The organism is Bradyrhizobium sp. 45, from assembly GCF_023073155.1.
GTDB lineage: Bacteria > Pseudomonadota > Alphaproteobacteria > Rhizobiales > Xanthobacteraceae > Bradyrhizobium > Bradyrhizobium canariense_D.
Map to the genome: position 1 here is coordinate 650,094 of NZ_JADPIX010000122.1, position 23,941 is coordinate 674,034.

At 64.0% G+C, this 23,941-nt stretch carries 26 protein-coding genes and 1 pseudogene; 19 read left to right on the top strand and 8 right to left on the bottom strand.

All coding sequences use genetic code 11. From position 1 onward, the window contains the following. Position 1 precedes the first annotated feature (1 nt). On the bottom strand, positions 2-1,150 hold the full coding sequence (locus IVB42_RS23425; protein WP_026232531.1) for an ATP phosphoribosyltransferase regulatory subunit: 1,149 nt from the start codon (positions 1,148-1,150) through the stop codon (positions 2-4). Positions 1,151-1,884: 734 nt separating this feature from the next. Between IVB42_RS23425 and IVB42_RS23430 the strand changes: the two genes are divergently transcribed. Further along, positions 1,885-2,829, top strand: a complete 945-nt coding sequence (locus IVB42_RS23430; protein WP_240543985.1) for a helix-turn-helix domain-containing protein — start codon at positions 1,885-1,887, stop codon at positions 2,827-2,829. Positions 2,830-2,838: 9 nt separating this feature from the next. Here IVB42_RS23430 and IVB42_RS23435 read toward each other — a convergent pair whose 3' ends face one another. Next, positions 2,839-3,591: a 16S rRNA (uracil(1498)-N(3))-methyltransferase gene (locus tag IVB42_RS23435; protein ID WP_018453443.1), complete on the bottom strand. Its 753-nt coding sequence runs from the start codon at positions 3,589-3,591 to the stop codon at positions 2,839-2,841. 209 nt (positions 3,592-3,800) lie between these two features. On the opposite strand from IVB42_RS23435, the gene IVB42_RS23440 reads away from it, so the two are divergent. Both IVB42_RS23440 and ubiA read left to right on the top strand, forming a co-directional pair. Beyond that, a complete protein-coding gene (locus IVB42_RS23440) occupies positions 3,801-4,460 on the top strand; it encodes a hypothetical protein (RefSeq protein ID WP_085350104.1) in 660 nt (219 codons plus the stop codon). Next, entirely contained in the window at positions 4,457-5,389 is a 933-nt protein-coding gene (ubiA, locus tag IVB42_RS23445; RefSeq protein ID WP_018453445.1) for a 4-hydroxybenzoate octaprenyltransferase, read from the top strand. The genes IVB42_RS23440 and ubiA overlap by 4 nt, the downstream gene beginning before the upstream one ends. Here the strand turns inward: ubiA and IVB42_RS23450 are convergent. Beyond that, complete coding sequence (locus IVB42_RS23450) at positions 5,386-5,904, bottom strand: DUF6101 family protein (protein WP_018453446.1); 519 nt, start codon at positions 5,902-5,904, stop codon at positions 5,386-5,388. The two genes, ubiA and IVB42_RS23450, sit on opposite strands and share 4 nt — an antisense overlap. 264 nt (positions 5,905-6,168) lie before the next feature. Here IVB42_RS23450 and IVB42_RS23455 point away from each other — a divergent pair, with 264 nt between their 5' ends. The 7 genes from IVB42_RS23455 to IVB42_RS23485 all read left to right on the top strand — a co-directional run bounded on the left by IVB42_RS23455 (position 6,169) and on the right by IVB42_RS23485 (position 12,290). Continuing rightward, positions 6,169-7,572 carry a TldD/PmbA family protein gene (locus tag IVB42_RS23455; RefSeq protein ID WP_018453447.1) on the top strand — a complete coding sequence of 468 codons (1,404 nt, stop codon included), beginning with the start codon at positions 6,169-6,171 and terminating at the stop codon, positions 7,570-7,572. Further along, positions 7,559-8,377 carry a 3'(2'),5'-bisphosphate nucleotidase CysQ gene (locus tag IVB42_RS23460; RefSeq protein WP_018453448.1) on the top strand — a complete coding sequence of 273 codons (819 nt, stop codon included), beginning with the start codon at positions 7,559-7,561 and terminating at the stop codon, positions 8,375-8,377. Before IVB42_RS23455 ends, IVB42_RS23460 begins: the two co-directional genes overlap by 14 nt. Positions 8,378-8,437: 60 nt before the next feature. Next, entirely contained in the window at positions 8,438-8,680 is a 243-nt protein-coding gene (locus tag IVB42_RS23465) for a DUF4170 domain-containing protein (RefSeq protein ID WP_007596929.1), read from the top strand. Next, entirely contained in the window at positions 8,677-9,390 is a 714-nt protein-coding gene (locus tag IVB42_RS23470) for a lysophospholipid acyltransferase family protein (RefSeq protein ID WP_018453449.1), read from the top strand. Before IVB42_RS23465 ends, IVB42_RS23470 begins: the two co-directional genes overlap by 4 nt. Beyond that, positions 9,353-10,699, top strand: coding sequence for a 3-deoxy-D-manno-octulosonic acid transferase (locus tag IVB42_RS23475; RefSeq protein WP_018453450.1), 1,347 nt, complete (start codon positions 9,353-9,355; stop codon positions 10,697-10,699). The genes IVB42_RS23470 and IVB42_RS23475 overlap by 38 nt, the downstream gene beginning before the upstream one ends. Then, on the top strand, positions 10,692-11,708 hold the full coding sequence (gene lpxK / locus IVB42_RS23480; protein ID WP_018453451.1) for a tetraacyldisaccharide 4'-kinase: 1,017 nt from the start codon (positions 10,692-10,694) through the stop codon (positions 11,706-11,708). The genes IVB42_RS23475 and lpxK overlap by 8 nt, the downstream gene beginning before the upstream one ends. Before the next feature lie 246 nt (positions 11,709-11,954). After that, positions 11,955-12,290 carry a GYD domain-containing protein gene (locus tag IVB42_RS23485; protein ID WP_007596925.1) on the top strand — a complete coding sequence of 112 codons (336 nt, stop codon included), beginning with the start codon at positions 11,955-11,957 and terminating at the stop codon, positions 12,288-12,290. 327 nt (positions 12,291-12,617) lie between these two features. Here the strand turns inward: IVB42_RS23485 and IVB42_RS23490 are convergent, their stop codons facing one another. Continuing rightward, entirely contained in the window at positions 12,618-12,812 is a 195-nt protein-coding gene (locus IVB42_RS23490; protein WP_083926320.1) for a hypothetical protein, read from the bottom strand. A gap of 492 nt (positions 12,813-13,304) precedes the next feature. Between IVB42_RS23490 and IVB42_RS23495 the strand changes: the two genes are divergently transcribed. Next, entirely contained in the window at positions 13,305-13,610 is a 306-nt protein-coding gene (locus tag IVB42_RS23495) for a hypothetical protein (RefSeq protein ID WP_018453454.1), read from the top strand. 16 nt (positions 13,611-13,626) lie between these two features. Here the strand turns inward: IVB42_RS23495 and IVB42_RS23500 are convergent, their stop codons facing one another. Then, on the bottom strand, positions 13,627-13,854 hold the full coding sequence (locus IVB42_RS23500; RefSeq protein ID WP_007596922.1) for a DUF2093 domain-containing protein: 228 nt from the start codon (positions 13,852-13,854) through the stop codon (positions 13,627-13,629). A gap of 175 nt (positions 13,855-14,029) precedes the next feature. Here IVB42_RS23500 and IVB42_RS23505 point away from each other — a divergent pair, with 175 nt between their 5' ends. Next, entirely contained in the window at positions 14,030-14,854 is an 825-nt protein-coding gene (locus IVB42_RS23505; RefSeq protein ID WP_018453455.1) for a dienelactone hydrolase family protein, read from the top strand. 259 nt (positions 14,855-15,113) lie between these two features. Beyond that, positions 15,114-15,284 (top strand): hypothetical protein, encoded by a 171-nt coding sequence (locus tag IVB42_RS23510; protein ID WP_198293346.1) that lies wholly within the window; start codon positions 15,114-15,116, stop codon positions 15,282-15,284. A 264-nt stretch (positions 15,285-15,548) separates the two neighbouring features. On the opposite strand, the gene xseA is transcribed toward IVB42_RS23510, so the two are convergent. Further along, the gene (gene xseA / locus IVB42_RS23515; RefSeq protein WP_026232534.1) at positions 15,549-17,171 is read right to left on the bottom strand and encodes an exodeoxyribonuclease VII large subunit; all 1,623 of its coding nucleotides are present in this window, start codon (positions 17,169-17,171) and stop codon (positions 15,549-15,551) included. A gap of 137 nt (positions 17,172-17,308) precedes the next feature. Here xseA and IVB42_RS23520 point away from each other — a divergent pair, with 137 nt between their 5' ends. From IVB42_RS23520 to IVB42_RS23545, 6 genes are all read left to right on the top strand, one after another. Next, positions 17,309-18,319 (top strand): alpha/beta fold hydrolase, encoded by a 1,011-nt coding sequence (locus IVB42_RS23520; RefSeq protein ID WP_247471269.1) that lies wholly within the window; start codon positions 17,309-17,311, stop codon positions 18,317-18,319. Continuing rightward, a complete protein-coding gene (locus IVB42_RS23525; protein ID WP_247299349.1) occupies positions 18,316-18,870 on the top strand; it encodes a hypothetical protein in 555 nt (184 codons plus the stop codon). The genes IVB42_RS23520 and IVB42_RS23525 overlap by 4 nt, the downstream gene beginning before the upstream one ends. After that, positions 18,870-19,169 carry a transcriptional regulator gene (locus tag IVB42_RS23530; RefSeq protein ID WP_018453460.1) on the top strand — a complete coding sequence of 100 codons (300 nt, stop codon included), beginning with the start codon at positions 18,870-18,872 and terminating at the stop codon, positions 19,167-19,169. The genes IVB42_RS23525 and IVB42_RS23530 overlap by 1 nt, the downstream gene beginning before the upstream one ends. A 321-nt stretch (positions 19,170-19,490) precedes the next feature. Further along, complete coding sequence (locus IVB42_RS23535; RefSeq protein ID WP_018453462.1) at positions 19,491-19,670, top strand: hypothetical protein; 180 nt, start codon at positions 19,491-19,493, stop codon at positions 19,668-19,670. Between the two features lie 251 nt (positions 19,671-19,921). Beyond that, positions 19,922-22,102, top strand: a complete 2,181-nt coding sequence (locus IVB42_RS23540; protein WP_018453463.1) for a PAS domain S-box protein — start codon at positions 19,922-19,924, stop codon at positions 22,100-22,102. After that, complete coding sequence (locus IVB42_RS23545; RefSeq protein ID WP_018453464.1) at positions 22,095-22,460, top strand: response regulator; 366 nt, start codon at positions 22,095-22,097, stop codon at positions 22,458-22,460. The genes IVB42_RS23540 and IVB42_RS23545 overlap by 8 nt, the downstream gene beginning before the upstream one ends. A 168-nt stretch (positions 22,461-22,628) precedes the next feature. Here the strand turns inward: IVB42_RS23545 and IVB42_RS23550 are convergent. Both IVB42_RS23550 and IVB42_RS23555 read right to left on the bottom strand, forming a co-directional pair. Beyond that, positions 22,629-23,164, bottom strand: a pseudogene (locus tag IVB42_RS23550) (transposase). 179 nt (positions 23,165-23,343) lie between these two features. Next, a complete protein-coding gene (locus tag IVB42_RS23555; RefSeq protein WP_247471272.1) occupies positions 23,344-23,859 on the bottom strand; it encodes a hypothetical protein in 516 nt (171 codons plus the stop codon). Positions 23,860-23,941 lie beyond the last annotated feature (82 nt).

The following is a 23,941-nucleotide window of genomic DNA, read 5'->3' on the forward strand; positions in this document are numbered from 1 at the left end:
CTTAAGCTCCCACCTTGCGGCCGATCCGGGTCAGCGCATCCACCCAGACCGAGAAACCGACCGCGGGGATCGGCTCGGCCGATCCAAGCTGGGTCATCAATCCGTCATAGCGGCCGCCGGCAACCAGCGGCTCGGCGCCGTTGCCGCGGTGATGCAGCTCGAATTCGAAGCCGGTGTAGTAGTCGAGCCCGCGCCCGAACGCGGTGGAAAAGCGCGTCGCCTTCACATCGATGCCGCGCGCGGCCATGAAGCCGACCCGGCTTTCGAACTGGTCGATCGCAGCACTGAGGTCGAGCTTCGCATCATTGGTGAGCGCGCGCAGCTCGGCCACGGCGTCATCGGGGTTACCCGATATCGACAGGAAACGTTTGAGCACGGCGATGGCCTCGCGCGGCAGCGCGCCGCCCTTCAGCGTCGACTGCTCGAGGAAGCGGTCGGCAATCTCGGCGGTGGTGCGGCCGCCGACATTGGTGGTGCCGGCGATCGACATGAGGTCGGTTACGAAAGCGAGCGCTGCCTTGCGGTCGGAGCCGGCGAGCGCCGCGAGCACGCCCTCATATTCGCTGCGGGTCGCGGTGGTCGCGGCTGCCAGCCGCTCGAGATCTTGCTCCAGGCTGATCTTGCGGTTGAAATCCTTGACCAGGCGGCGGCGCCAGACCGGATAGAGGTCGAGCGCGTCGAGCAGCGCGTTGAACAGCGCCACGTCGCCGGTGCGGATCTCGACGTCGCGAACGCCGAAGGCGGCGGTCGCCTCCAGCGCCAGCGCCAGCATTTCGGCATCGGCCGCGGCGCGGTCCTGGCGGCCGAACGACTCGATGCCGGCCTGCAGGAATTCGCTGCTCTGGCCGCTGCGGTAGCGGAACACCGGGCCGAGATAACTGAACCCGGCCGGCTGGCCGGCACGGCCAGAGCTGAGGTAATCGCGGGCCACCGGTATGGTCAGGTCCGGGCGCAGGCAGAGCTCATCGCCGGATAGGTCCGTGGTCAGGTACAGGCTCTTGCGGATGTCCTCGCCGGAGAGATCCAGGAACGGTTCGGCCGGCTGCAGGATGGCGGGCTCGGCCCTGACATAGCCGGCCTGCGCGAACGACAGCAGCAGCGTGTCCGCCCAGGCGGAGCCGGCAGCATTTGAGGTGGCAGTCGCGGTCATCTCGGGGTCCATCGTCCCGGTGGAACCGGGCAGGGCAAGCAGGGAACGAATTGCCGCAGGCCTTAGCATGGCCCGGAAGCGGTTTCGACCTCCAAAGGATCAATCGCTTAACAGCGCCGGAGCGACGCACCGTCAGCAGAGGATGCGAAGCCCAATTCAGGCGTCGTCGCCAAGCTAGGTAATATAATACCTAATCGCGCTGCGGCCGATCGAGTTAGGTTGGACGCCTCACCCTCATTCATTCGGCCAGCGAGCTCTCCGGGCCGCTTCCACGAAGGAATGGCCGCCTGGCCGGAATGCTCGCTGCCTCACATGTAACCTCATCCGCGAGCTGCTTGGCCCGGTTGAGGGTGTCCACTGGTCGCATGCTCAATTTGGGTAGGGCGGACGGTCCGTTCGCAGAGCCTTCGTTTACAATGCGAAAGTTGGTTTCCGATTCATGCGGCAACGCACAGACGTTATCGGAACGGTCGCGCGACACACGCTGGCCTATATGCTGTTTTGATTAGCGAGATGTTCCGGCACTACGACTTAGATCCACTCGACCTTCTGATCGTTCGTGCCATTCTCAATGCCCCGCGACCTGCGGCGCGCCGGGGCCAGAGCGCCGGGTGGTTTGCGCCGCGCTAAAGTCGCCGTCTCTACGAAGAACGTCAGGTAAGCAGCAGAACATGGATCAAAGCCGTCTAGTCCCTGCTCGCGAGGCAATGCAAAAGATAGCGGCGGATCGCTTGATGTCGTTCCAGGATCTCAAGCCGTCCTCGGCGCTCGAGCTCAAATCGTATGACATCGATCATTTCGGTGAGACCGAGAAATACGCCGGCGCATCGAGCATGCCGTTGTCTGTCGGGACGACCGCGATCATGCGTGCCCGGCTCACCTTGCCGACCCTGACCCTGTCGCTGTTGAAAACCTTCCCCCGGATCATTCGCGGCTATCAGCTCACCAATGCTGCCGCAGTGGTGGTACCGATGGATCACGTGACCTCTGCCCGCATAAACGGGCAATCGACCGGCGGTTCTGTTGTCATTCTAAAAGGCGGTTCAGATTGCTTGGTGCATGAGCCGGAGGGGCGTCTGCTGGCGGTGGTCTACTTCAGTCCATCCGGGCGGGAGCCATTGCCTGAATTGAGCGATGGATGCCATTTGCTGAATCCGGCGCCGGACGTGCTTGCCTCGCTGCGCCGTCTGATCTCGATCTCGCTTGAAACCGCGGCAAATGACCCGGACTTCCTGAATGAGCCGGCTTCGCAAACGATTGTCGAACGGTCACTGCTCAGCACGATGGATGCGGCGATCTGGTCCAGTGTCGCAAGCGCACCTGCGTCGTCCACCACCGAGCATTATCGGCGGATCGTGGCTGATATGGAAAAACTGATTCGGCGCGATCTGATGATCTGGCACAAGACCACCGAACTGGCGGAACAGGCGGGCGTGTCGGTCCGGACTCTCCAGAGTGCGACACGGGCCATCTGCGGCATGAGCCCACATCGCTATAGCCGGGTCTTGCGCCTCTGGTCGGTACGCAAGCAACTGCGCACCGGCCGAGCAGGCCGGAGTGTGAAGTCCTGCGCGCTTGCGCATGGTTTCTGGCATCTCAGCGAATTCGCAGCGAGCTACAGAGAGGCTTTCGGAGAGTTGCCTTCGGAGACCCTGAACCGATCGCTACGAGGCGAATAGCAACGTGCCTTAGCCGCGTTCGCCACCCCAGTCGCCCAGCACCGCCTGCACCAGCGCCAGCGCGGCCACCGCGGCGGTGTCGGCCCGCATGATGCGGGGTCCGAGCGCCAGCCGCAGGATTTTCGGCTGCCGCAGCAGCAGGACCCGCTCTTCCTCGGCAAAGCCGCCTTCGGGTCCGATCAGCACGTCGATTCCCTCCCCGGCGCGTGCGGCTTGCAAGCTCCGAATGGGGTTTTCGAGCTCCGCCGCCTCGTCGCAGAAGATCAGCAGCCTGCCAGCGGCGCGCTGGGTCAAGAAGCGCTCCAGCGGCACCGGCTCGGCAACGGTGGCGATGCTGAGAATGCCGCATTGCTCGGCCGCCTCGACGACATTGGCGCGCATCCGCTCGGTATTGACGCGTGAGGCCTGGGTGAATCGGGTCAGAACCGGCTGCAGGCTGGCGGCGCCCATCTCGATGGCCTTCTGCACCATGTAGTCGAGCCGGGCATGCTTGAGCGGAGCGAAGATGTAGGCGAGGTCGGGCAGCCGGTCCTGCGGCCGGGTCTGCTGGAGGATGACGAGACCGTCCGGCCGCTTGCGGCCTTCAATGGCGGCCTGCCACTCGCCGTCGCGGCCGTTGAACGCCAAAACCTCGGCCCCGGCGGCAAGCCGCAGCACATTGCCGAGATAATTGCTCTGGTCGCGGTCGAGCTCGACCCTGCCGTCCTGGGCAAGCGGGGCGTCGACGAACAGGCGGGGGCCGCGGAAATCGTGGGAAGGCATCGTCAAAGGTCCGATTTGCCGCCGTTCTTAACCGAAAGCAGTCCTTTCGGGGTAAATTTTGCCAAAATGGTGCGTCGGCGCGCCGCGCTCCCGCCCTATTCAACGGGTTGTTAAGGGCCGGCGGGAATCGTAAAATCGCGAGCACGCCGGTTGCGCTTCAATTGGGAAGACGCCGAACCCCGCAAGCTCCTGCCGGAGAGACTGCCTTGATGATCCGTCATTTGATGGTTCCGATCACTGCCGCCATGGTCACGATGGGCGCCGTTGGTGCCTATGCGCAGGGCTTCCCCGCGCCGCTGCCGGGCCAAGCCCCAACCAGTTCCGCCTTCCCGCCCGTCAATGGCTCGGCGCCCGTCGCCTCCGTCGGCGGCGCGCCGCAATCCTCCTTCCCCGTGAATGGCGCCGCTCCTGTCGGTGGCGCCGGCGCCTTCAGCGCGGCCCCGCCGACGCAAGCCGGTCCCGGCGAGGACTGCATGAAGGCGTTCATGCCTCTGCGCGAAGATGCCGAAAAACGCGGCAAGCTGATCAAGGCCGCGAGCGACCGTCACGCCCCGCCTGACGAGGCCTGCAAGCTGATCCGCAACTTCAGCCAGGCTGAGACCAAGATGATCAAGTACATCGAGGCCAATGCCTCGAAGTGCGGGATTCCGGCGCAGGTCGGCGCGCAGATGAAGGACGGCCACAAGAACACCGAGGCCATGGCGGCGAAGGTCTGCAATGTTGCGCAGCAGATGCAGAACCAGCCGCGCGGACCGGCCGGTCCGTCGCTGAGCGAAGTGCTGGGTTCGGGCTCGCCGCCCGAGGCCAATGCCGGTAAGAAGGGCGGCAGCACCTTCGACACACTCAACGGCAACGTCCTGACGCGATGAGCGACACGTCAGCCCGAGTTGCCGATTCCACCGGCAACTGGGTCGATACGCGTGCGCCGCAATGGGCGCGGCCTTATCTGCGCTTGTCCCGCTTCGATCGTCCGATCGGCTCCTGGCTCCTGTTGATGCCGTGCTGGTGGTCGGCGGCGCTCGCCGCCGGCATGGCCCATGACGTCCGCGGCCTGCCGCTCACCATCGTCCTGTTCTTCATCGGCGCCTTCGTCATGCGGGGGGCAGGCTGTACCTGGAACGACATCACCGACCGTGACCTCGACGACAAGGTCGAGCGCACCCGCTCGCGGCCGCTGCCCTCCGGCCAGGTGAGCGCGAAGCAGGCGCTGGCGTTCATGGTCGCGCAGGCGCTGATCGGGCTCGTGGTGTTGCTGCAGTTCAACCGCTTCGCGATCCTGACCGGCATTGCCTCGCTGCTGATCGTCGCGATCTACCCGTTCATGAAGCGCATCACCTGGTGGCCGCAGATCGTGCTCGGGCTCGCGTTCTCCTGGGGCGCCCTGATGGGATTTGCCGTCACCTTCGGGCGGATCGATGTCACCGCGCTCGTGCTCTATGCCGGCGCGATCTCCTGGGTGATCGGCTACGACACGATCTACGCGCATCAGGACGCCGAGGACGATGCGCTGATCGGCATCAAGTCCACCGCGCGCCTGTTCGGTGCGCATACGCACCAGGCGCTGATACTGTTCTACGGCCTCGCGGTGCTGCTGATCGGCGTGGCGCTGGCGTCGGGCGATGCGCGCTGGCCGGCCTGGCTCGGACTTGGGGCCTTCGCCGTGCATCTGGCCTCGCAGATCGGGCGGCTGAATATCAGCGATGGCGATCTCTGCAAGCGCCTGTTCTACTCGAACCGCGACGCTGGGCTGTTGTTGTTTGCGGGTTTGCTGGCCGACGCGGTGATGCGGACGGCTTAACTCCGGGCGATGATCTCGCGCTCATCGCGATGCACCGACAACTCCCGTGCGACACCGGTGCGGCGGCGCATCAGAAATTTCGGACGGCGGTCGCGAATCGGGTTGGCGCGGCGACGGCGCGGCGCGGGCTGGCGTGCGCCTTCGTCGAGCTGCGGAAGTGCGAACAGCTCGCTCCAGATTGCCCAGGCCTCAACGAGTTCGTCGCCGTCGGCGCTGACCAGCAGCGGAATGGAGAGCGAGGGATCGCGATGAACGAGGACGAGGGTCTGGGCCTCGTCGTTGCCGCGCAGCGCGACGCCGGTGAAGTCGCTGACGCGAACATTGATTGCCATCCGCATGCCGCGGACGGCACGGTGCAGCACGACACGTTCGCGATGAAGCTCGATCTGCCGTACATATCCGTCGGCGCGCGGATCATGCGCATCGAAGCGGACCGGAAGGGAAAGGGGGTCGAGCCGCAGGGAGCGGCTCGACCCGGCGGGAGCGATCCCGCTTGTTGCTGTTTGACGCCTCACGGCTTTAGTTCTCCCCGCCAGGATTATGTTCCCGGTCGATGCGAGGACCTTAGCGCGAGCCTTTCCGAAACCGCTTAAAAAGGCTGGTTAATCCAACCTCACCGCCGCGCATGATTGACAAGACCTTGGCGCGCATGATTGACGAGACGTTGCGCGCAAGGTGCGAATCTGAGCTTTTGGTGGGCTGAAAATGCTTGAAGTCCGCGCGATCAGGGCACATCTGTGGGTTCCGGTCCCGCAGCCCGCCCCAACAGGATTTCGTTTGTGAACCCTTCACCAAGCTCGACGCTTTCGCCCAAGGATTCGTCCACAGCCAGCCGCGACCTGTTCGACCAGTCTGCGCTCTCCGATCTCGCGCAGCGGCTGGTGGAGGCTGCAAGGCGCGCCGGCGCGGATGCGGCCGATGCAGTCGCCGTGCGTGGCGTCTCGCAAGGCGTCGAGGTCCGCGACGGCCGCGTCGAGGAATCCGAACGGTCCGAGGGCGACGATGTCGGCCTGCGCGTGCTGGTCGGCCGCCGTCAGGCGGTGGTCTCGACCAATGATACCAGCGGCGATGCCGTGACCAAGCTTGCCGAGCGAGCGGTTGCGATGGCGCGCGTCGCGCCCGACGACAAATATGTCGGCCTTGCCGATCCGGCACTGCTCGCGCGCGACTTCCCCGATCTCGATCTGCTCGACCCTGACGTGCCCGCGACCTCGGAACTCGAGCGTCGCGCGCTCGAAGCCGAGGCTGCGGCGCTTGGTGTGAAGGGCGTGACCAAATCCGGCGGCGCCTCGGCCTCCGCCGGCATGGGCGGCATGGTGCTCGTCACCAGCACCGGCTTCCACGGTTCTTATCTGCGGTCCAGCCAGGGCATCTCCGCCACCGCCATTGTCGGTGACGGCACCGGCATGGAGCGCGACTACGACTTCACCTCGGCGCCGCATGGTGTAGACCTCTTGTCACCGGAGATCGTCGGCCGTTCCGCGGGCGAGCGCACCGTGGCGCGCTTCAATCCTCGCAAGGTCGAGACCTGCAAGGTGCCTGTGGTGTTCGATCCGCGCGTCGCGGGCTCGCTGGTCGGTCACGTCGTCGGCGCCATCAATGGCGCTTCGATCGCGCGCAAGACCAGCTTCCTGAAGGACACGCTCGGCCAGCAGCTGTTCGCCAACAACATCCGCATCATCGACGATCCGCTGCGCAAACGCGGCCTGCGCTCGCAGACGTTCGACGCCGAAGGCGTCGCCGTGAAGAAGATCGCGCTGATCGACGAAGGCGTGCTGACGACCTGGCTGCTCGATTGCGCGACCGCGCGTGAGCTCGGCCTCACCACCACCGGCCATGCCCACCGCGGCGTGTCCTCCTCGCCGTCACCCGGCCCGTACAATCTGCATCTTGAACCCGGCACGCCGACGCCGGCCGAGCTGATCTCCGACATCAAGCAGGGGTTCTACGTCACCGATTTGATCGGCTCGGGCGTCAACGGCGTCACCGGCGATTACAGCCGCGGCGCCTCCGGCTTCTGGATTGAGAACGGCGAACTCACTTATCCCGTGAGCGAGGTGACGATCGCCGGCCATCTGTTCGAGATCTTCAGGTCGATGCAGCCGGCGAACAATCTCGAGTTCCGCTACGGCGTCAATGCGCCGACGGTGCGCATCGAGGGTTTGACGCTTGGCGGACGTTGACGCGAACGCAACCGGTGAAGCCATCCTGACGCGCGACGCGGCGCTGCTGCAAGAGACGGTGCGGGAGGCGGGCGCACTCGCGCAGTCGATGTTCCGCACCGAGCTGAAGAAGTGGACCAAGGGCGCGTCCTCGCCGGTCTCGGAAGCCGACATTGCCGTCAACGATCTCCTGGAAGCGCGCCTGCGCGCGGCGACGCCCGACTATGGCTGGCTGTCGGAGGAGAGCGCCGACGACGAGGTGCGGCTGTCGCGGCGGATGACCTGGATCGTCGATCCCATCGACGGCACCCGCAACTATCTCAATGGCCATGACGAATGGTGCGTCAGCGTGGCGCTGGTCGAGGATGCCTCGCCAGTGCTGGCCGCGGTGTTCGCGCCGACGAGCGAAGAGTTCTTTTTCGCCGCCCGCGGCCAGGGCACGACCCTCAACGAGGTGCCGGTGCGGGCGACGTCGGGATCCGAGCTTGACTTCTCGCGGGTCGCGGGTCCGAAGCCCCTGGTCGAGCGCCTGAAGCCGTCACTGGGCGAGATCAAGCTGCATCCGCGAATCGGTTCGCTCGCGCTGCGTCTGTGCCGGGTCGCTCATGGCGCGCTGGATGCGGCTTTTGCGGGCGGCAACAGTCATGATTGGGACCTTGCGGCGGCGGATTTGATCGTGCAGGAAGCCGATGGTAGGATGAGCGATCTCTCCGGAGATCCCATCCTCTATAACCGCCGGCAAGTCACGCATGGGGTGCTGGTGGCAGCGGGTCGCGATCGTCATGCGAACATTGTCTCGCATTTTCGAAACCGCCCCTTGCCGTGAAGCGCTTTCTCGTGCTTGTCGAACACTGCTTTGCCGGGCAGCCCGTTAGGAACAGAACCGATGCCAGATAGTGCCCCGCAACAACTGCTCCACCTCGTCGTCGGCGGCGAGCTCGTCGATCTCGAGCACAACACCTTCAAGAACCTCGACGACGTTGAGATCGTTGGCCTCTATCCGAACTATGCGACCGCGCACGCCGCCTGGCGCGCCAAGGCGCAGAGCACGGTCGACAACGCGCAGATGCGCTATTTCATCGTCCATCTCCACCGGCTGCTCGACCCGAATCAAGAACCGGCGCGTTGAAAAAGCTGCTTCGCAATACGCTGAGGAGCAGCTTCGTTCAGCGTGCCGTCGGAATCCTGGCGGCCGAATATCTGCGTCTGGTCTGGCGGACGAACACATTCACGTTCGATCCGCCTGACGTCTATGACCGCGTCGAACCGCAGATCCCGGCGATCTTCGCCTTTTGGCACGGCCAGCATTTCCTCACCCCCTTCATCAAGAACAAGGACTGGTACAAGGCCAGGGTCCTGATCTCCCGTCACCGCGACGGCGAGTTCAACGCGATTGCCGCCGAGCGGCTCGGCATCGGCACCATCCGCGGCTCCGGCGACCATGGCGGCGCGTTTCACCGCAAAGGCGGGGTCGGTGCCTTCAAGGAAATGGTGCGGACGCTCGAGGACGGTTGTAATGTCGCGCTGACCGCTGACGTCCCCAAGCGCTCGCGCGTGGCTGGGCTCGGCATCATCATGCTGGCACGGGAATCGGGGCGGCCGATCATGCCTTTTGCGATGGCGACCAGCCGCTTCGTCCGGCTCAAGAACTGGGACCGCACCACCATCAACCTGCCGTTCGGGCGGGGCGCGTTGGTCGGCATCAAGGAAATCCACGTTCCGCCGGATGCGGACGCCGCCACCATGGAAGCGCTGCGGCTCGAGCTGGAGGAGACCTTGAACGAGGCGACCCGCCGCGCCTATGCGCAACTCGGCCGGCCGGGACCTGCAGATGCCTAAATCGCTACCGGGCTCGCTGCCGTTGACGCTGCGGATGTACCGGCGCCTGGCGCGCGGCCTGGTGCCGCTCGCGCCTGTGCTGATCAAGCGGCGCCTGAAGCAGGGCAAGGAAGATCCCGCGCGCGTCGGCGAACGGCGGGGCCTGTCCCGGGACGTGCGACCGCACGGTCCGCTGGTCTGGATTCACGGCGCCAGCGTCGGCGAGGTCCTCGCCGCGGCGGCCCTGATCGAGCGCTTGCGCGATCTGAACCTGCGCATTCTGCTCACCTCGGGCACCGTCACGTCGGCTGCTATTGTCGCAAAGCGCTTTCCGCCCGACGTCATCCATCAATACGTGCCGTATGATTCCCCGCGCTACGTCGCGCGCTTCCTCGACCATTGGAAGCCGTCGCTGGCGCTGTTCATCGAATCCGATCTCTGGCCGAACCTGATCCTGGCAGGCGCTGCGCGTCGCGTGCCGATGGTGCTGATCAACGGGCGGATGTCGCCGCGCTCCTTCCCGCGCTGGCGCCGCATGCAGGGCACCATCTCGGCGCTGCTGTCGCGTTTCGACATTTGTCTGGCGCAGTCGAAGACCGATGCCGAGCGCTTCTCGGCGCTCGGCGGCCGGGACGTCGTCACCACGGGCAATCTCAAGCTCGACGTGCCGGCGCCGCCGGCCGATCCTGCCAAGCTCGAACGGCTGATGGCGATGACGCGCGGGCGTCCGATCATCGTCGCGGCCTCGACCCATCCGGGCGAGGAGGAGATGCTGGTGGCGGCGCATCGCAGCCTCAGCGGTTTCTTCCCGCAGCTCCTGACCGTGATCGTGCCGCGCCATCCGGATCGCGGCTCCTCGATCACAGGCCTGATCACGGCGTCCGGCCTGAAGCCGGCTCTGCGCTCGCGCGACGAGCTGCCGACGGCGACCACCGACGTTTATATCGCCGACACCATGGGCGAGCTCGGCCTGTTCTATCGCCTCTCGGACATCGTGTTCATGGGCGGATCGCTGATCCGCCATGGTGGCCAGAATCCGATCGAAGCGATCAAGCTCGGCGCGGCCATCGTCCATGGTCCGCACGTCTTCAATTTCGCCGACGTCTACGAGGCGCTCGATCACAGCGGCGGTGCGCGCCAGGCCGACACGCAGGAGCTGCTGATCAAGCAGCTCGGCCAGCTGCTCGCCGATCCTGCCGTGCGTCACAAGATCCAGCAATCGGGCGCCGGCGTGGTCGAGGATCTCGGCGGCGCGCTCAACCGCACCATGACCGCGCTCGAGCCTTATCTTCTGCAGTTGCGGATCGAGATGGGGGCCGCCAATGCGTGAGCCGGCCTTCTGGTACCGGCCACGTTCGCTCGAATCGTACGCATTGGGGCCGCTGGGTGCGCTCTACGGCGCGATCACCGAACGGCGGATGCTGCGCGCGGGCGTCGACGCCGGCATCCCCGTGATCTGCGTCGGCAACTACCATGTCGGCGGCGCCGGCAAGACGCCGACCGTGCTGGCGCTGACGAAGCTCCTGCGCGAGCTCGGCGAGACGCCGGTGGTGCTCAGCCGCGGCTATGGCGGTAGCCTCAGGGGCCCGGTAATGGTCGACCGCATGCGTCACACCGCGTCCGACGTCGGCGACGAGCCGCTGATGATGGCGCGCGACGTTCCCGTCACGGTCGCGCGCGACCGTCTCGACGGCGTCGTGCTGGCGAAGTCGCAAGGCGCCACCGTGATCCTGATGGACGACGGTTTCCAGAACCCGCGTCTTCTCAAGGACACCTCGCTGATCGTGATCGACAGTGAGCGCGGCCTCGGCAATGGCAAGGTGTTTCCGGCCGGTCCGCTGCGTGCGCCGCTGAAGGCGCAGCTCGCGCGCACCGACGCGCTGGTCGTGATCGGCGGCGGCCGCGCCGCCGACGATGTCGCGGCCGAGCTAGCCAGGCGCAACAAGCCGGAACTGCGCGCGCGGCTGAAACCCGACGCCGAGGCGGTCGCAAGACTGTTGGGCAAGCCGGTGTTCGCGTTCGCCGGCATCGGCGATCCCGAACGGTTCTTCCGTACGTTGCGCGCCCGCGGCATCGACCTCGCGCGCACGCGCGCCTTTGCCGATCATCACATGTTCTCGAACGAGGAGATCGCAGCCATCGCTGCGGAGGCGGGGCGCGAGCAGCAAACATTGGTAACGACGGAAAAGGATCTTGCTCGCCTGCACGGCCGTGAAGGCGTGCCGGATGACATCGTGCCTTTCGCGGTGCAGCTCGAGTTCGATGACCCGGTTGCGCTTCGGCAATTGATCAGCGATCATCTCTACAAGGCGCGCGAGCGGCGGTTTTCCAGGCGATGATCTCGTAAGGTGGGCGAGATCTGATCGGGACGACATGTCGCACTGATGAATTTCCTTCCGCACGTTCGGGAGTTGATGTAGCCTCGCATGAGAGCCGTCACCGGGACGTGCCGAACTCCCGGAAATCATCGACGGCGTTTATGCCCACGGCGGGCAGTACCTTCATCATTTCAGATGCAGCGGCCGTAACGACGAGTTCGGAACGGCAGGGAAAGTCATTGCCAAAAACCCAGAGGAGAACATGCCATGCATTTTTGCCTCACCGGACAATACACACCCCGCGCTCTCAATGCCATTTTGGAGAACCCCAAGACCGATCGTCAGGAGGCGGCAAGAAAACTCATCGAAGCGGCCGGCGGAAAGCTGATTTCGATGTTCAGCGTTGCGGCCGACGGCCCAGGCGTGTTGGTGATTTTCGATGTGCCTGATCCGGGTGCGGCTCCGGCCATCTCCGGCCTGACCGTCACGGCGGGCACCCTGCAGAACGTGAAACTGACGCGGCTGTTCACGCAGGACGAGATCAAGCAGGTCCGCCAGAACGCGGCGAAGCTGCGTTCTTCGTATACTCCGCCCGGAAGCTGACATCCGGATCTAAAGCGAAGCCGCCGCAGTCGAAGGAAGCGGCGGCAACGCTCACCTCACAGCAAGAAGCACGTCTGCAACCGAGGCAAGGCGAAGGCCTTCCAGCCTGCGTTGACGAACCATGCTGTCCGGTGCGTGCTGCGTCCGCGGCGTTCAGCAGTCAATCATGCTCACCACGCCCCAACGGCCATCAATCCGATAATGGTCAGGCACGAGACGCAGGCCACCATGGCGGTATAGTACTCGGGTGTATTCATTGCTGCCTCCCAAACTGTTGCCAACTGCTTGGTCACTGCTACGGGGAGAGATCGCCGGTCTCGGGCCGCTTCAATTCGGCGCGCGGCGACCGGTCTTGCGTTGTGCGTCCGTCCTCTCATCGTCACCCTGATCCGGATGATGATGCGCGTCGAGAGCTTCAAAGCGTTCAGCTGCGATCAGAAGCTGTTTCCGCATTTCAGCGAGGCGGGCGCGGCAATATTCACGATAGAGCAGGTCTAATATGGTGGGCATGATCACCCCCATCGTTGATTTTCGATTACAGATATTCCACCGCAAATTTTCGAGGTGATCGTAGCCCGACAGATGGCTCTTCGATATGAGCCCGTTCACAGACTGCGCCAATTCCAGAGCTCAGTGGCCGCTTGGCTGACTTGATTGTCTGTGCGATAAAAAGAGCAGGGCCAGTTACCTAAGATGAAGCATAGCGGCGCTTTGTTTCACCAAGACTTCGTCAAACAACCTAAGAGCGCCAATCGCAACAAAGAATCCAACCACAACGCGAAATAACTAACCATGGAGTGCAAGCACTCTTCGATGCAACGCGGATTGGCATAACGGAAATCATCTCGGCTGTGAGAGCAGCATTTCTGATGCGTCCGAACATGCCTCGTGAAAAAGCTGCACCGCTCGTGCTATGCCGGCAGGGCAGCTGCGCTTTGCCCATCGACAGCAGCCTGCCATTCAGGCGCCATTCATCGCAAGCTCCTATCGTTTTCAGACGCTCAGGAGAATGCGATGAAGTTGCCGTCCGCCGCCGTTGCCGCCAGTCTTGTGGGTCTGATCATTGCGCCGGTGTTTGCACAGACGGCACCGCCGGCGGCGTCCACCGCCACAGTGCCGGTCCCCGCGACCAAGCGCGTGACGTGTCTTTCCACGACGGCAAGCCTGAAGGGACAGGACAAGCGCGACCAGATGCAGCTCTGCATGGCGCAGGCGCGGCTCGATTGCCTGAAGCAGGCGATCGATCAGAAGATCGTCGGCGAGACCAGGAAGAGTTTCATCAAGACCTGCGTGGGCGCGGATGGCGCGGAGCAGCGATAGACGCGCGGCTGCGGCCTCACGCCTGCGGCTTGGGCGCGCCCGGGTAATGCCGCTCGAGCACGGCGGCGGGCGTGGCGTAGGCTTCCTGCAGGTCCACGCTCCAGTATTTCAACTCGTCGAGCGGAATGCGCGTATCGGTGATCGCGCAGCGCACGAAGGTCCCCGGCGAGATCACGCGGAAATCGCCGTCGAGATACTGCACCTGCGCTTCGCCATGGCCCGAAGGGCCGAACTTGTTCAGCACGGTCGAAAGTCTCCGTGGAAGGCCGCTCCGGGATCACCTGGGAGGGCACGATGTGTTGGACGGGATGTAGCACAGATAGGGTGGCTTGTCCGCCCGGTAAACCCACCGGTTTGTGATGTTTTGGCGGCGTTTCCGCATGATAGTGCTTGAGCGAAGGATCCAACGGCAAAGTTCGATGCGCCTTCCGTTCACCGCCCTGTTCCTGACCTTCCTGCTCTCGGCCGCGCACGGCTCGCCGGCACCGCAGCCGGTCGAGATTCCGCTGGCGTCCGGCGTGCTGCATGCGCAGCTCTACAAGCCCGAGGGCACCGGGCCGTTTCCGACCGTGATCGCGCTCCACGGCTGCGGCGGCCTCGGTGGCCATTCCGATTCCGTCCTGCCGCGCTATCGCGAATGGGCCGAGCGGCTGCTCAAATCCGGCAACGCCGTGCTGCTCCCTGACAGCTACGGCTCGCGCGAGCTCGGGCCGCAATGCCGCGTCAAGGAGATCCACGTCAAGGCGCGGCGCGAACGCGTCACCGATATCGCGGCGTCGCGCGCCTGGCTGATGAAGCAGAGCTGGGTTGCGCGCGACCGTGTCAGCCTGATGGGCTGGGCCAACGGCGCCAGCGCGCTGCTCTGGGCCGTGCGTCCGCAAAACCTTGCGCGCGAGACGGGTCCGGATTTCCGCGCCGCGATCGCGTTCTATCCGGACTGCAGGATTTCCGCCGGCCTCGGGTGGAGCACACGGGTGCCGACGCTGGTGCTGATCGGCGGCAATGACGACGTCTCGTCGCCGCCGGCCTGCCGCCAGATGGTCGAGGGCGCGCATGGCCGCAGCGCGCTCGCGCGCATCGTGGTCTATCCCGGCGCCTATCACGACTTCGACCGCGCCAACACGCCGCTGCACGCAGCGAGCGGCAGCACCGACGCCGCCGCGCCCGAGCACGGCCATCTCGGCACCGATGCGGCAGCGCGCGCGGAGTCGCAGAAGGAAGTGGCGGAGTGGCTGGCGCGGTGATGGCAGTGCCGTAGCCCGGATGAGCGTAGCGATATCCGGGTAGGCCTGTCCCGCATGTCGCTGCGCTCATGCGGGCTACATGTGGCGAGCGGGCTCGCCGCGCCGTAGCTCGTGAGAAGCGAAGGCGGGGCCGCCGAAGGGAACAACAGCGGACAGCCCCGCATCGACCACCGCCCTGCACGGAAAATGGCCGACCGTGACTCTACGGATCGCGCGCCGTTGTGGTTTCAGCCCGTGACGACGCCATCATTCGACCACGATGTCGATTAAACGCAATCCCATGCGCAACCGCTTCGTCCTGTTCTCCTCCGCCCTGATCGTCTTCACCGTCGCGGTCTTCCTGTTTGAAGCCCATGCCGGCGCGCCGCAACGCGCGCCGGAACATTGCGGCTTCTGGACCACGATCGACGCGGGATTGTCCTGCCGCTGAGACGCGCAGTCTTGTAGCCCGGATGAGCGTAGCGATATCCGGGGCCGCTACTCCCGCATGTCGCTACGCTCATGCGGGCTACGACAGCGAGTTCGTGACACGCGTCCCACACACTCACTGTCATCGCCCGGCTTGACCGGGCGATCCAGTACGCCGAGGCGGTTGTGATGGATCGAGAAGCCGCGGCGTACTGGATTCCCCGCTCCTGTGCGCAATTGCGCACAAGGCGGGGAATGACAGCCAGGGTGGAACGCCGCCCTCCGCCTAAAACAAATTCCCCTGATCCACCGGCTTGCCCACGCGCTTCGGCGCAGGCTTGGCGTCCTGCGCGGCTGGCTTCGCTTGCGCCGGCGCGCGCTTCGCTGCAGCCGCGGGCCGATCCGCATCCGCGGTCGCACCGACACGGCCATCCGCAAACTCGATCTCGACCCGTGCGCCGGGACCGATCTCATTCGCCGAATGCAGCGGATGGCCGGCCTCGTCCCGCACCAGGGCAAAGCCGCGCGCGAGCACGCCGCGATAGGACAAGGCGGAGAGCAGCTTGCCGCTGTTCTCGACGCGGGCATCCAGCCGCTGCAACAGCGTCACCAGCGCGCGGCCCGCGCGCTCGGCAAGGCGATGCGTGCGCTCGCGCTGGCGGTGAATCGCGTTGCGCTGCGCCTGCGCATTGGACAGTTTTGAGGCGCGCAAGCGCACCTCCAGCCCGGCAAAGCGGTCGCGCCGCCGCCGCAAGAGCGAGCGTGCGGATAGGCCGAGCCGTTCGCCGCACACGGTGAGGCGATGATCAGCCTGCGCGATCTGGCCGTGCAGCACCCGCAGCGTCAGCTTGGCGCCTGCGGCGGTGAACCTTCGGAAATGCGCGTGGGTGTTGGCCTTGAGGCAGCGGGGCAGGGACGCACCCGCCGAATCCAGCCGCTGCCGCGGGATCGCCAGCAAATCGCCGGCGGCCGGCAGCGCGCGCGCGGCGGCACGCAGCTCGCTGCGGCGGCTCTCATGGCCGCGCTGCCAGCAGGACCGGGTACGTCGCCCGAGATCGCCGACCTCGACAAAGAGATCGCTGCGCACCGGCACGGCCATCTCGGCCGCCGCCGTCGGCGTCGGTGCGCGCTTGTCGGCGACGAAATCGATCAGCGTGATGTCGGTCTCGTGCCCCACGGCCGAGATCAGCGGGATCATGCTCTCGGCCGCGGCGCGGACCACGATCTCCTCGTTGAACGACCACAGGTCCTCCAGCGAGCCGCCGCCGCGCGCGACGATCAGCACGTCGGGGCGCGGAATCCTGCCGCCCTCCGGCAGCGCATTGAAGCCGCGGATCGCGGCCGCGACCTGCTCGGCCGAGCCTTCGCCCTGCACCTTGACCGGCCACACCAGCACATGGCGGGGAAAGCGGTCCTCCAGCCGATGCAGGATGTCGCGGATCACGGCGCCGGTCGGCGAGGTCACCACGCCGATCACCTCCGGCAGCCACGGCAGAAGCTGCTTGCGCGCCTCGTCGAACAGGCCTTCGGCGGCGAGCTTCCGCTTGCGCTCCTCCATCAGCGCCATCAGCGCGCCGATGCCGGCCGGCTCCAGCGCCTCGATCACGATCTGGTATTTCGAGGAGCCCGGATAGGTCGTGAGCTTGCCGGTGGCGATGACCTCGAGCCCCTCCTGGGGCTTGAAGCGCATGCGCCCGTGCACGCCCTTCCAGATCACCGCCTCGATCTTGGCGCTCTCGTCCTTGAGCGCGAAATAGCAATGGCCGGACGAATGAGCCCCGCGGAAGCCGGAGATCTCGCCGCGGACCCGGACATGGCCATAGGTGTCCTCGACCGTCCGTTTCAGGGACTGGGAGAGCTCCGAGACGGTGAATTCGGGAGTGTTGAGCAGGGGTTCCGCTGAAGGCATCGGCAAACGATTCGGCATGTGGGGATCAGACCCGACGTTAAGGATTTTTGCAGCGCCGCGCCAATCCGGGTATTGACCAAAAGAGTACTCTGCAATATAGAGTTCTCTATAGCTGAATAGGCTGAGAGGAGTAGATCATGGCAATTCGAGTGCTGCGCGGCGTTGTGAACGGGCTGAAATGGGCCCTGTGTGCGGTCGGCTGTGTGGCGCTGATCCTGGCTGCCATGATCGCAACGCCGCTGGAGCGGCCGCCGGAGATGAAGTCGGTCTCCGACTCATCGAAGGGGATAGACTGGTCCACGCTGCCTCCGCTCGAGCGCTTCCAGGCCCGCGACGGCACCTGGATCGGTTTCCGCCACTACGCTGCCAATGGTCTTGCAACCGGCCGTGGCGCGATCTTCATCCACGGCTCGTCCGGCTCCAGCGGCACCGTCAATCATGCCCTGACCCATGCCATCGCCGCGCGCGGCGTGGAGACCTGGGCGCTCGACATCCGCGGCCATGGTGGCTCCGGCACGCGCGGCGATATCGGCTATGTCGGCCAGCTCGAGGACGACCTCGTCGACTTCGTCGCTCAAATCCGCAAGACCGCGCCGGAGCTGCCGCTCACCTTGATCGGCCATTCCGCAGGCGCCGGCTTCTCGCTGCGCGTCGCCGCGACGCCGATCATGCAGGACATGTTCGTGCGCACCGTGCTGCTCGCACCCTATCTCGGCTATGACGCGCCGACCAACAAGCCGCATGCCGGCGGCTGGGCCAATGTCGACCTGCCGCGCTTCTTCGCGCTGGCCACGCTGCGCAAGATCGGCATCGACTGCTGTTCGCAGCTTCCGGTGCTCGCGCTCGCCGTGCCGGCGAGTTCGGCAAAATATCTCGTCGCCACCTATTCGGACCGCCTGACGCGCAATTTCGCGACGCGCGGCTATCGCCTCGATCTTCCGGCGGCGACACGTCCGGTCACGATCTTCGGCGGCGCCGAGGACGAGATGATGATGTCGGATAAATATGCAGAAACCGTGCAGGCGGTGAAGCCATCGGTCGACGTCAAGATCATCGACGGCATCAACCACATGGGCATCGTCACCAACCCGAAGGCGATCTCGGTCATCGCCGACGATGTGGCGACGCGCGGGACAGGGCAGTCATGATCGACAGCAAGGAAGCCTCCGCGGCGCTGGCCGATATCGACGACATCGTCCAGCGCGTGAAGCAATCGCAGCTCTACGAGCTGGCGAGCCACGCCGCCGTCTGGTGGGGCGCATTGGTGTTCGCGGGCAATCTCGTGACCTGGCTTTGGCCGGTCTATGCGGGCTACGCCTGGGTTGCCGTGGACGTTTTGGGCGCCGGCGGTCTGGTGGTGCTGCGCATTCTCAATCCGCCGCATCACCCCCATGGCGCCGCCTTCAACATCAGACTGCTTCTGGTGTTCGCGCTGTTCTTCGCCTTCGGTTATCTCTGCACCAACGTGATCGGTCATTTCGGTCCGCGCCAGCTGGGCACGTTCTGGCCGCTCTACTTCATGCTGTTCTATTCGCTGGCGGGTCTCTGGTTCGGCTATGCCTTCATGGCGATCGGTCTCGGTATCTCCGCGCTGACGCTGATCGGCTATTTCTACATCGGCGAGGCGTTCCCGCTCTGGATGGCCTTCGTCAATGGCGGAGGCCTGATCCTCGGCGGCCTCTGGATGCGGCGGATCTGATGGCCGAGCTCGACGACATCATCCACCAGCCGTTGCGGCTGAAGATCATGGCGGCACTGAACGCGCTGCCGGCCACCGCAGGATTGGAATTTTCCCGGCTGAAAAAGCTCACCGGCGCCACCGACGGCAATCTCGGTGCGCATATCGAGACGCTGGCCAAGGCGGGCTACGTGTCGGTGGAGAAAGCCTTCGTCGGCAAGAAGCCGCAGACCACGGTGACCGCGACCGCTGCGGGGCGCGGAGCGTTCGCGCGGCATGTGGCGACGCTGCAGGAGATTATTGCGGGGAAGCAGGGGTAGGACGTACTCATAAATGTCGGCTTACCAACGCAAAGCGGAAGTCTCCCACCTCGGGCATGATCGATGGCTTGTGACCCGAAGCTGACCTGCGAGGCTCGCCCGTACAACGATAGTCCATATCAATTGGGGATTGCCGGCATTGCGATGGCCGATTGCTGCGGGTCCAAAGCTATCTCGATACACGCTCCTTCAAAACTGTCCGCACCTTCAAGTGCCAGAAGCTCATTGCGACGATTGAGGGCACCCACGACATCGATTAATCTATGTTAAGGCCGCGCCCGTAACTGGGAGGTAAAATGTTCCCAACGGGGAAGGCGTGCGATGGACTACCGCGCTTATATCATGGGCGAGGACGGGCGGATCAGCGGCGTTCATGAGATCGATTGCGCCAACGACGACGAGGCCACAGCCAAAGCGAGACAGCTGCTCGACGGCCACGATTTAGAAGTGTGGCACAGAGATCGGCGCGTCACTGTTCTCAAGCACCACACAAGACAGTAAGGCCGCTCAGTGGCGGTCGCGGCCATGCAATGTCCCCGGTCAGGCGGCCCTTAGCGGACATGCTCATCAGCTTGTCCTGACGCCGATAACCGCCATTAGCGGACCCTCGCGAACCCGTACCTACGGGGGGAACCAAGGGGCCCGTGATGCGTTAAGAGCAGTTCGGCGGGCCGGAGGGGCGTCCGCCCATTGCACGAACGACGCTCGTATCGGGTCGTCGTTCCTCTCGCCCCCGAGAGCCGGGCACCCGCATGTCGAACGTAGAAGAATTCCCACTCTCCGCCCGGCACCGCCCCACGGAGTTCGAGGCCCTGGTTGCGGCCGGCGCTGCCGCGCTCGATGCCATTCCGGGCGCAGTCTATCTCTGTGACGCGGAGGGGCTGCTGGTCGCCTATAACGCGGAGGCTGTGGTGCTGTGGGGGCGCACACCTGATGTTGGGAGGGAGCGCTTCTGCGGTTCACACCAGCTCTACCTGCTGGATGGAACTCCCCTCGCGCATGCCGACTGCCCCATGGCCACCGCCGTTCGCGCGGGAACGCCGACGCGCAATGCCGAAGTGATAATGGCGCGGCCGGATGGCTCTCGCTTCACGGCCATGGTCAACATCCGGGCGTTGCGCGACTTTTCTGGTCGCATCCAGGGCGCCATCAATTGCTTCCAGGACATCACCGGACGCAAGCAGGTCGAGGAGGAAGTCCGCCGCACGACGCAGGATCTGCAGGACTTTTTCGACAACGGCGCGGTGGGCCTTCACATCGTCAGTGGCGAGGGAATTATCATTCGCGCCAATAAGGCCGAATTGGATCTGCTTGGGTACCGGCCCGAGGAGTATATCGGGCGTCATGTCGCCGAGTTCCACGCCGACGCTCCCGTGATTGGCGATATTCTCCAGCGTCTTTCATGCGGTGAGCCGCTGCAGCGCTACCCTGCCCGGCTGCGCGCCCGCGACGGCACGATCAAGCATGTCCTGATTACCTCGAACAGCCGCATTGTGGACGGCAAGTTTGTCAACACGCGCTGCTTCACGACCGACGTCACCGAACTGCATGCTGCCGAAGAGGCACGGCAAGCAAGTGAGGCGCGGCTTGCGGCGACTTATGAGGCCGCCAGCGTCGGCATTTCGGAGACCGACGAGAACGGTCGCTTCTTGCGGGTGAATGATTCCCTCTGCCGCATCACCGCGCGCAAACGCGACGAACTGTTGGGGATGACCTTCCTCGACTACACCGATTCCAACGATCAGACCGAAGATGCCGAATTGTACGCGCGGCAAGTCCGCGGCGACATCGAGAACTACACGGTTCGCAAGCGTGTACTACGGCCTGACGGGTCCGTTCGCCATCTGGATATCTTCAGTTCGTCGGTGCGGGATTCGGAAGGCTGCTTCCTTTATGGCGTGCGGGTCGCTCAGGATGTCACCACCACCAAGCAACTGGAGGATCGCTTGCGTGAAGGCGAGCAGCGCATGCGCGATCTCCTCGAGGCGTTGCCAGCAGCCATCTACACGACGGACGCCAAGGGGCGCATTAATTTCTTCAATCGGGCTGCCGTCGAGATGGCGGGCAGAACGCCGCAGCCAGGCGACGAATGGTGTGTGACCTGGAAGCTCTATTGGCCCGACGGCTCGCCGCTGCCGCACAATGAATGCCCGATGGCTGTTGCGCTGCGCGAAAACCGGCCGGTTCGCGGTGCCGAAGCGGTGGCCGAACGTCCAGACGGCAGACGCGTGCCGTTTATTCCTTTTCCAACGCCGCTGCGCGACGCGGACGGCAATCTTGTCGGCGCCATCAACATGCTCGTCGACATTAGCGAGCGGAAGAACGCCGAGAACGCTCAAAAGGCTCTCATCGACGAACTAAACCACCGTGTGAAAAACACCCTGGCCACGGTGCAATCTCTGGCGAACCAGACCGCCCGTCACGCCGCCGATCTGCAGGAATTTCTGCCGACCTTCACGGGACGGCTGCTTGCGCTCGCCCGCGGACATGACCTGCTGACGAAGCGAAACTGGCAGGATACGCCTTTCGAAAAGCTCGTCCACGATATCGTCGCTCCGATGTCGGGCGGACGGGTGCTGACTAGCGGGCCGCACGTTGAACTAGACGCCCGCATGGCACTTAGCATCACCATGGTGCTCAACGAGCTTCTGACCAATGCGGCGAAGTACGGCGCACTCTCAGTGCCGAATGGATCAGTTTCGCTCACTTGGCGGATCAGCGCCGGCGAGCGCTCGCAAGCCGTGCTGGATTGCGAATGGCACGAACGTGGCGGACCACCTGTTACGCCTCCAAAGCGGCGCGGCTTCGGCACGCGGTTGATGGAACGTTGCGTCGAGCATGATCTCGCAGGTGAGTTCGATCTGGTATTCGAGCCGGAGGGCACTCGCTGCCGCATGGTGTTTCCCATTATGCCTGCAGCGTCCAATGGTTGAGCTGTCCGGCGCCAAGGTTCTCCTGGTCGAAGATGAGGGCCTTGTGGCCCTCATGCTCGAAGATATGCTTGAGGAACTGGGCTTGAAGGTCGTTGCCTCAGCAGCCCACGTACAAAAGGCGTGCGAACTCGCGACGACGGCATCGTTCGATTTGGCGCTCCTTGATGTGAACCTGGCTGGCGAACTTGTTTTTCCGGTAGCTCGCATCTTGCGGGAGCGAAGGATTCCCTTCCTGTTCAGCACGGGTTACGGCGGACCTCCGCTCGAGGAGGAGTTCAACAGTTCGCCCGCGATAGGCAAGCCGTTTTCTATCGATCAGTTGAACGAGAAATTGCGGGCGATTCTGGCGCTCCCATAGCAGGACGGCTTCGCGCGTTTCCTTGCGTCGGATGCCGATCCGGGCGCCGTGTGCAGGTGCCGAAAGCGAGTACGATTCTCCGGGGTCCGAGGCATCAAGGGGCCAACGCTGCTTTACTGGTACAAAGCTCGTAGGATGGGTTGAGCCCTTGCGAAACCCATCGCTTCTCTATCCCCGTTCTCCGAAATCGCGGCCGTCATCCGACTGATCGCCGGCCCAATCGGCCGGGTAATTGCCGAACTTTATGTGGCGATGAAACGAGGAGGGCGCCCAGTCACGGACTCTGTCGACGAGCCCGTGCTTGACCGGATTGATATGAACATAGTCTACATGCCGCGCGAAATCAGCTTCGTCGCGAATGGTATGCTCCCAATATCTGCTTGCCAGATGCCCCGTTCACCTTTGGCCGCGCGGCTTGGGGATATCCTCTCGTTGCGCGCCAAGCCGCGCGAAAAGGTGGATTTGATCAACTGCCAGCGCATTGCAAAATCGGCACCACCTTCTGGCAACGTCCACACCGTGTGAAGGTGATCAGGCAGCACCACGATGGCATCGATCGTGAATGGATGGCGTCGGTGCGTTTCACGAAACGCCGTGCGCAACAACCCGATATGATCCGTCAGCAACGCTAGCTTCCGCTCCGCCAGGTTGACCGTGAAGAAGAAGCACCCACCCGGAAGAAAGTTGCGGCGGTACGCGGTCATGACGGGACGTTACCACGAAACAAGTGCGATGGGTTTCGCAAGGGCTCAACCCATCCTACGGGCTGCTTACGGTACAAGGTGAGCGTAAAATGGGTCCGTTAGAGCGACTGCGTGGATGGTTTTCAACTGGGTTACTGCCACCGGCGCAATGCCCGCGTTCCGAAGGAGCGAGAGGAGCATCAAAAACTTGCGTGCGAAATGCGATTTGGAAGTGAAGTGTTGTGAGCAACGATGAACTTTCTGATGGCTGTGAAGCCAGCAACGGTATTAGCAAGCTCGCGGTGAAGCTGCGTTACACTTGAGGTAGCAAAGCCCCCTGCCTTGCGAAGTATTGCCTCAAACTTTGATTGAAGCGGAGAGCCAACAAATCTGGAAAACATTCCTGCGACTAATCGAGTGAGATGCTCGTTGCTTCCCCACATGGAGGCCTTCGTGTCAATTATTGCCATGAGTTCATCGTTCGATGAGTACTTCGAAGCAAGCCAGATTTGGGCATACAAGCTCCATATAGACGAAGAACCGAGACCACTTAGCGTTTGTTTGATGTGTCCACGTACCCAACTATTGTCCGGCAAACGTGCCGCCACAATGGCACTGGCGATTTCGACAAGGGACGCGTCATCTACGAGATGGCCATCTTGAAGGATTTGGGTAAGCAAGTTGAGCTTGAGAGCAGGAGAGCCGGTCAATCCCATCGCTGGTCGTCTGCGTATGGTCCCGATGAATTCGGGCTCGCGCCTCAGCGGCGAGCGCTGGAATGACGGGGAGTTCGGGCGC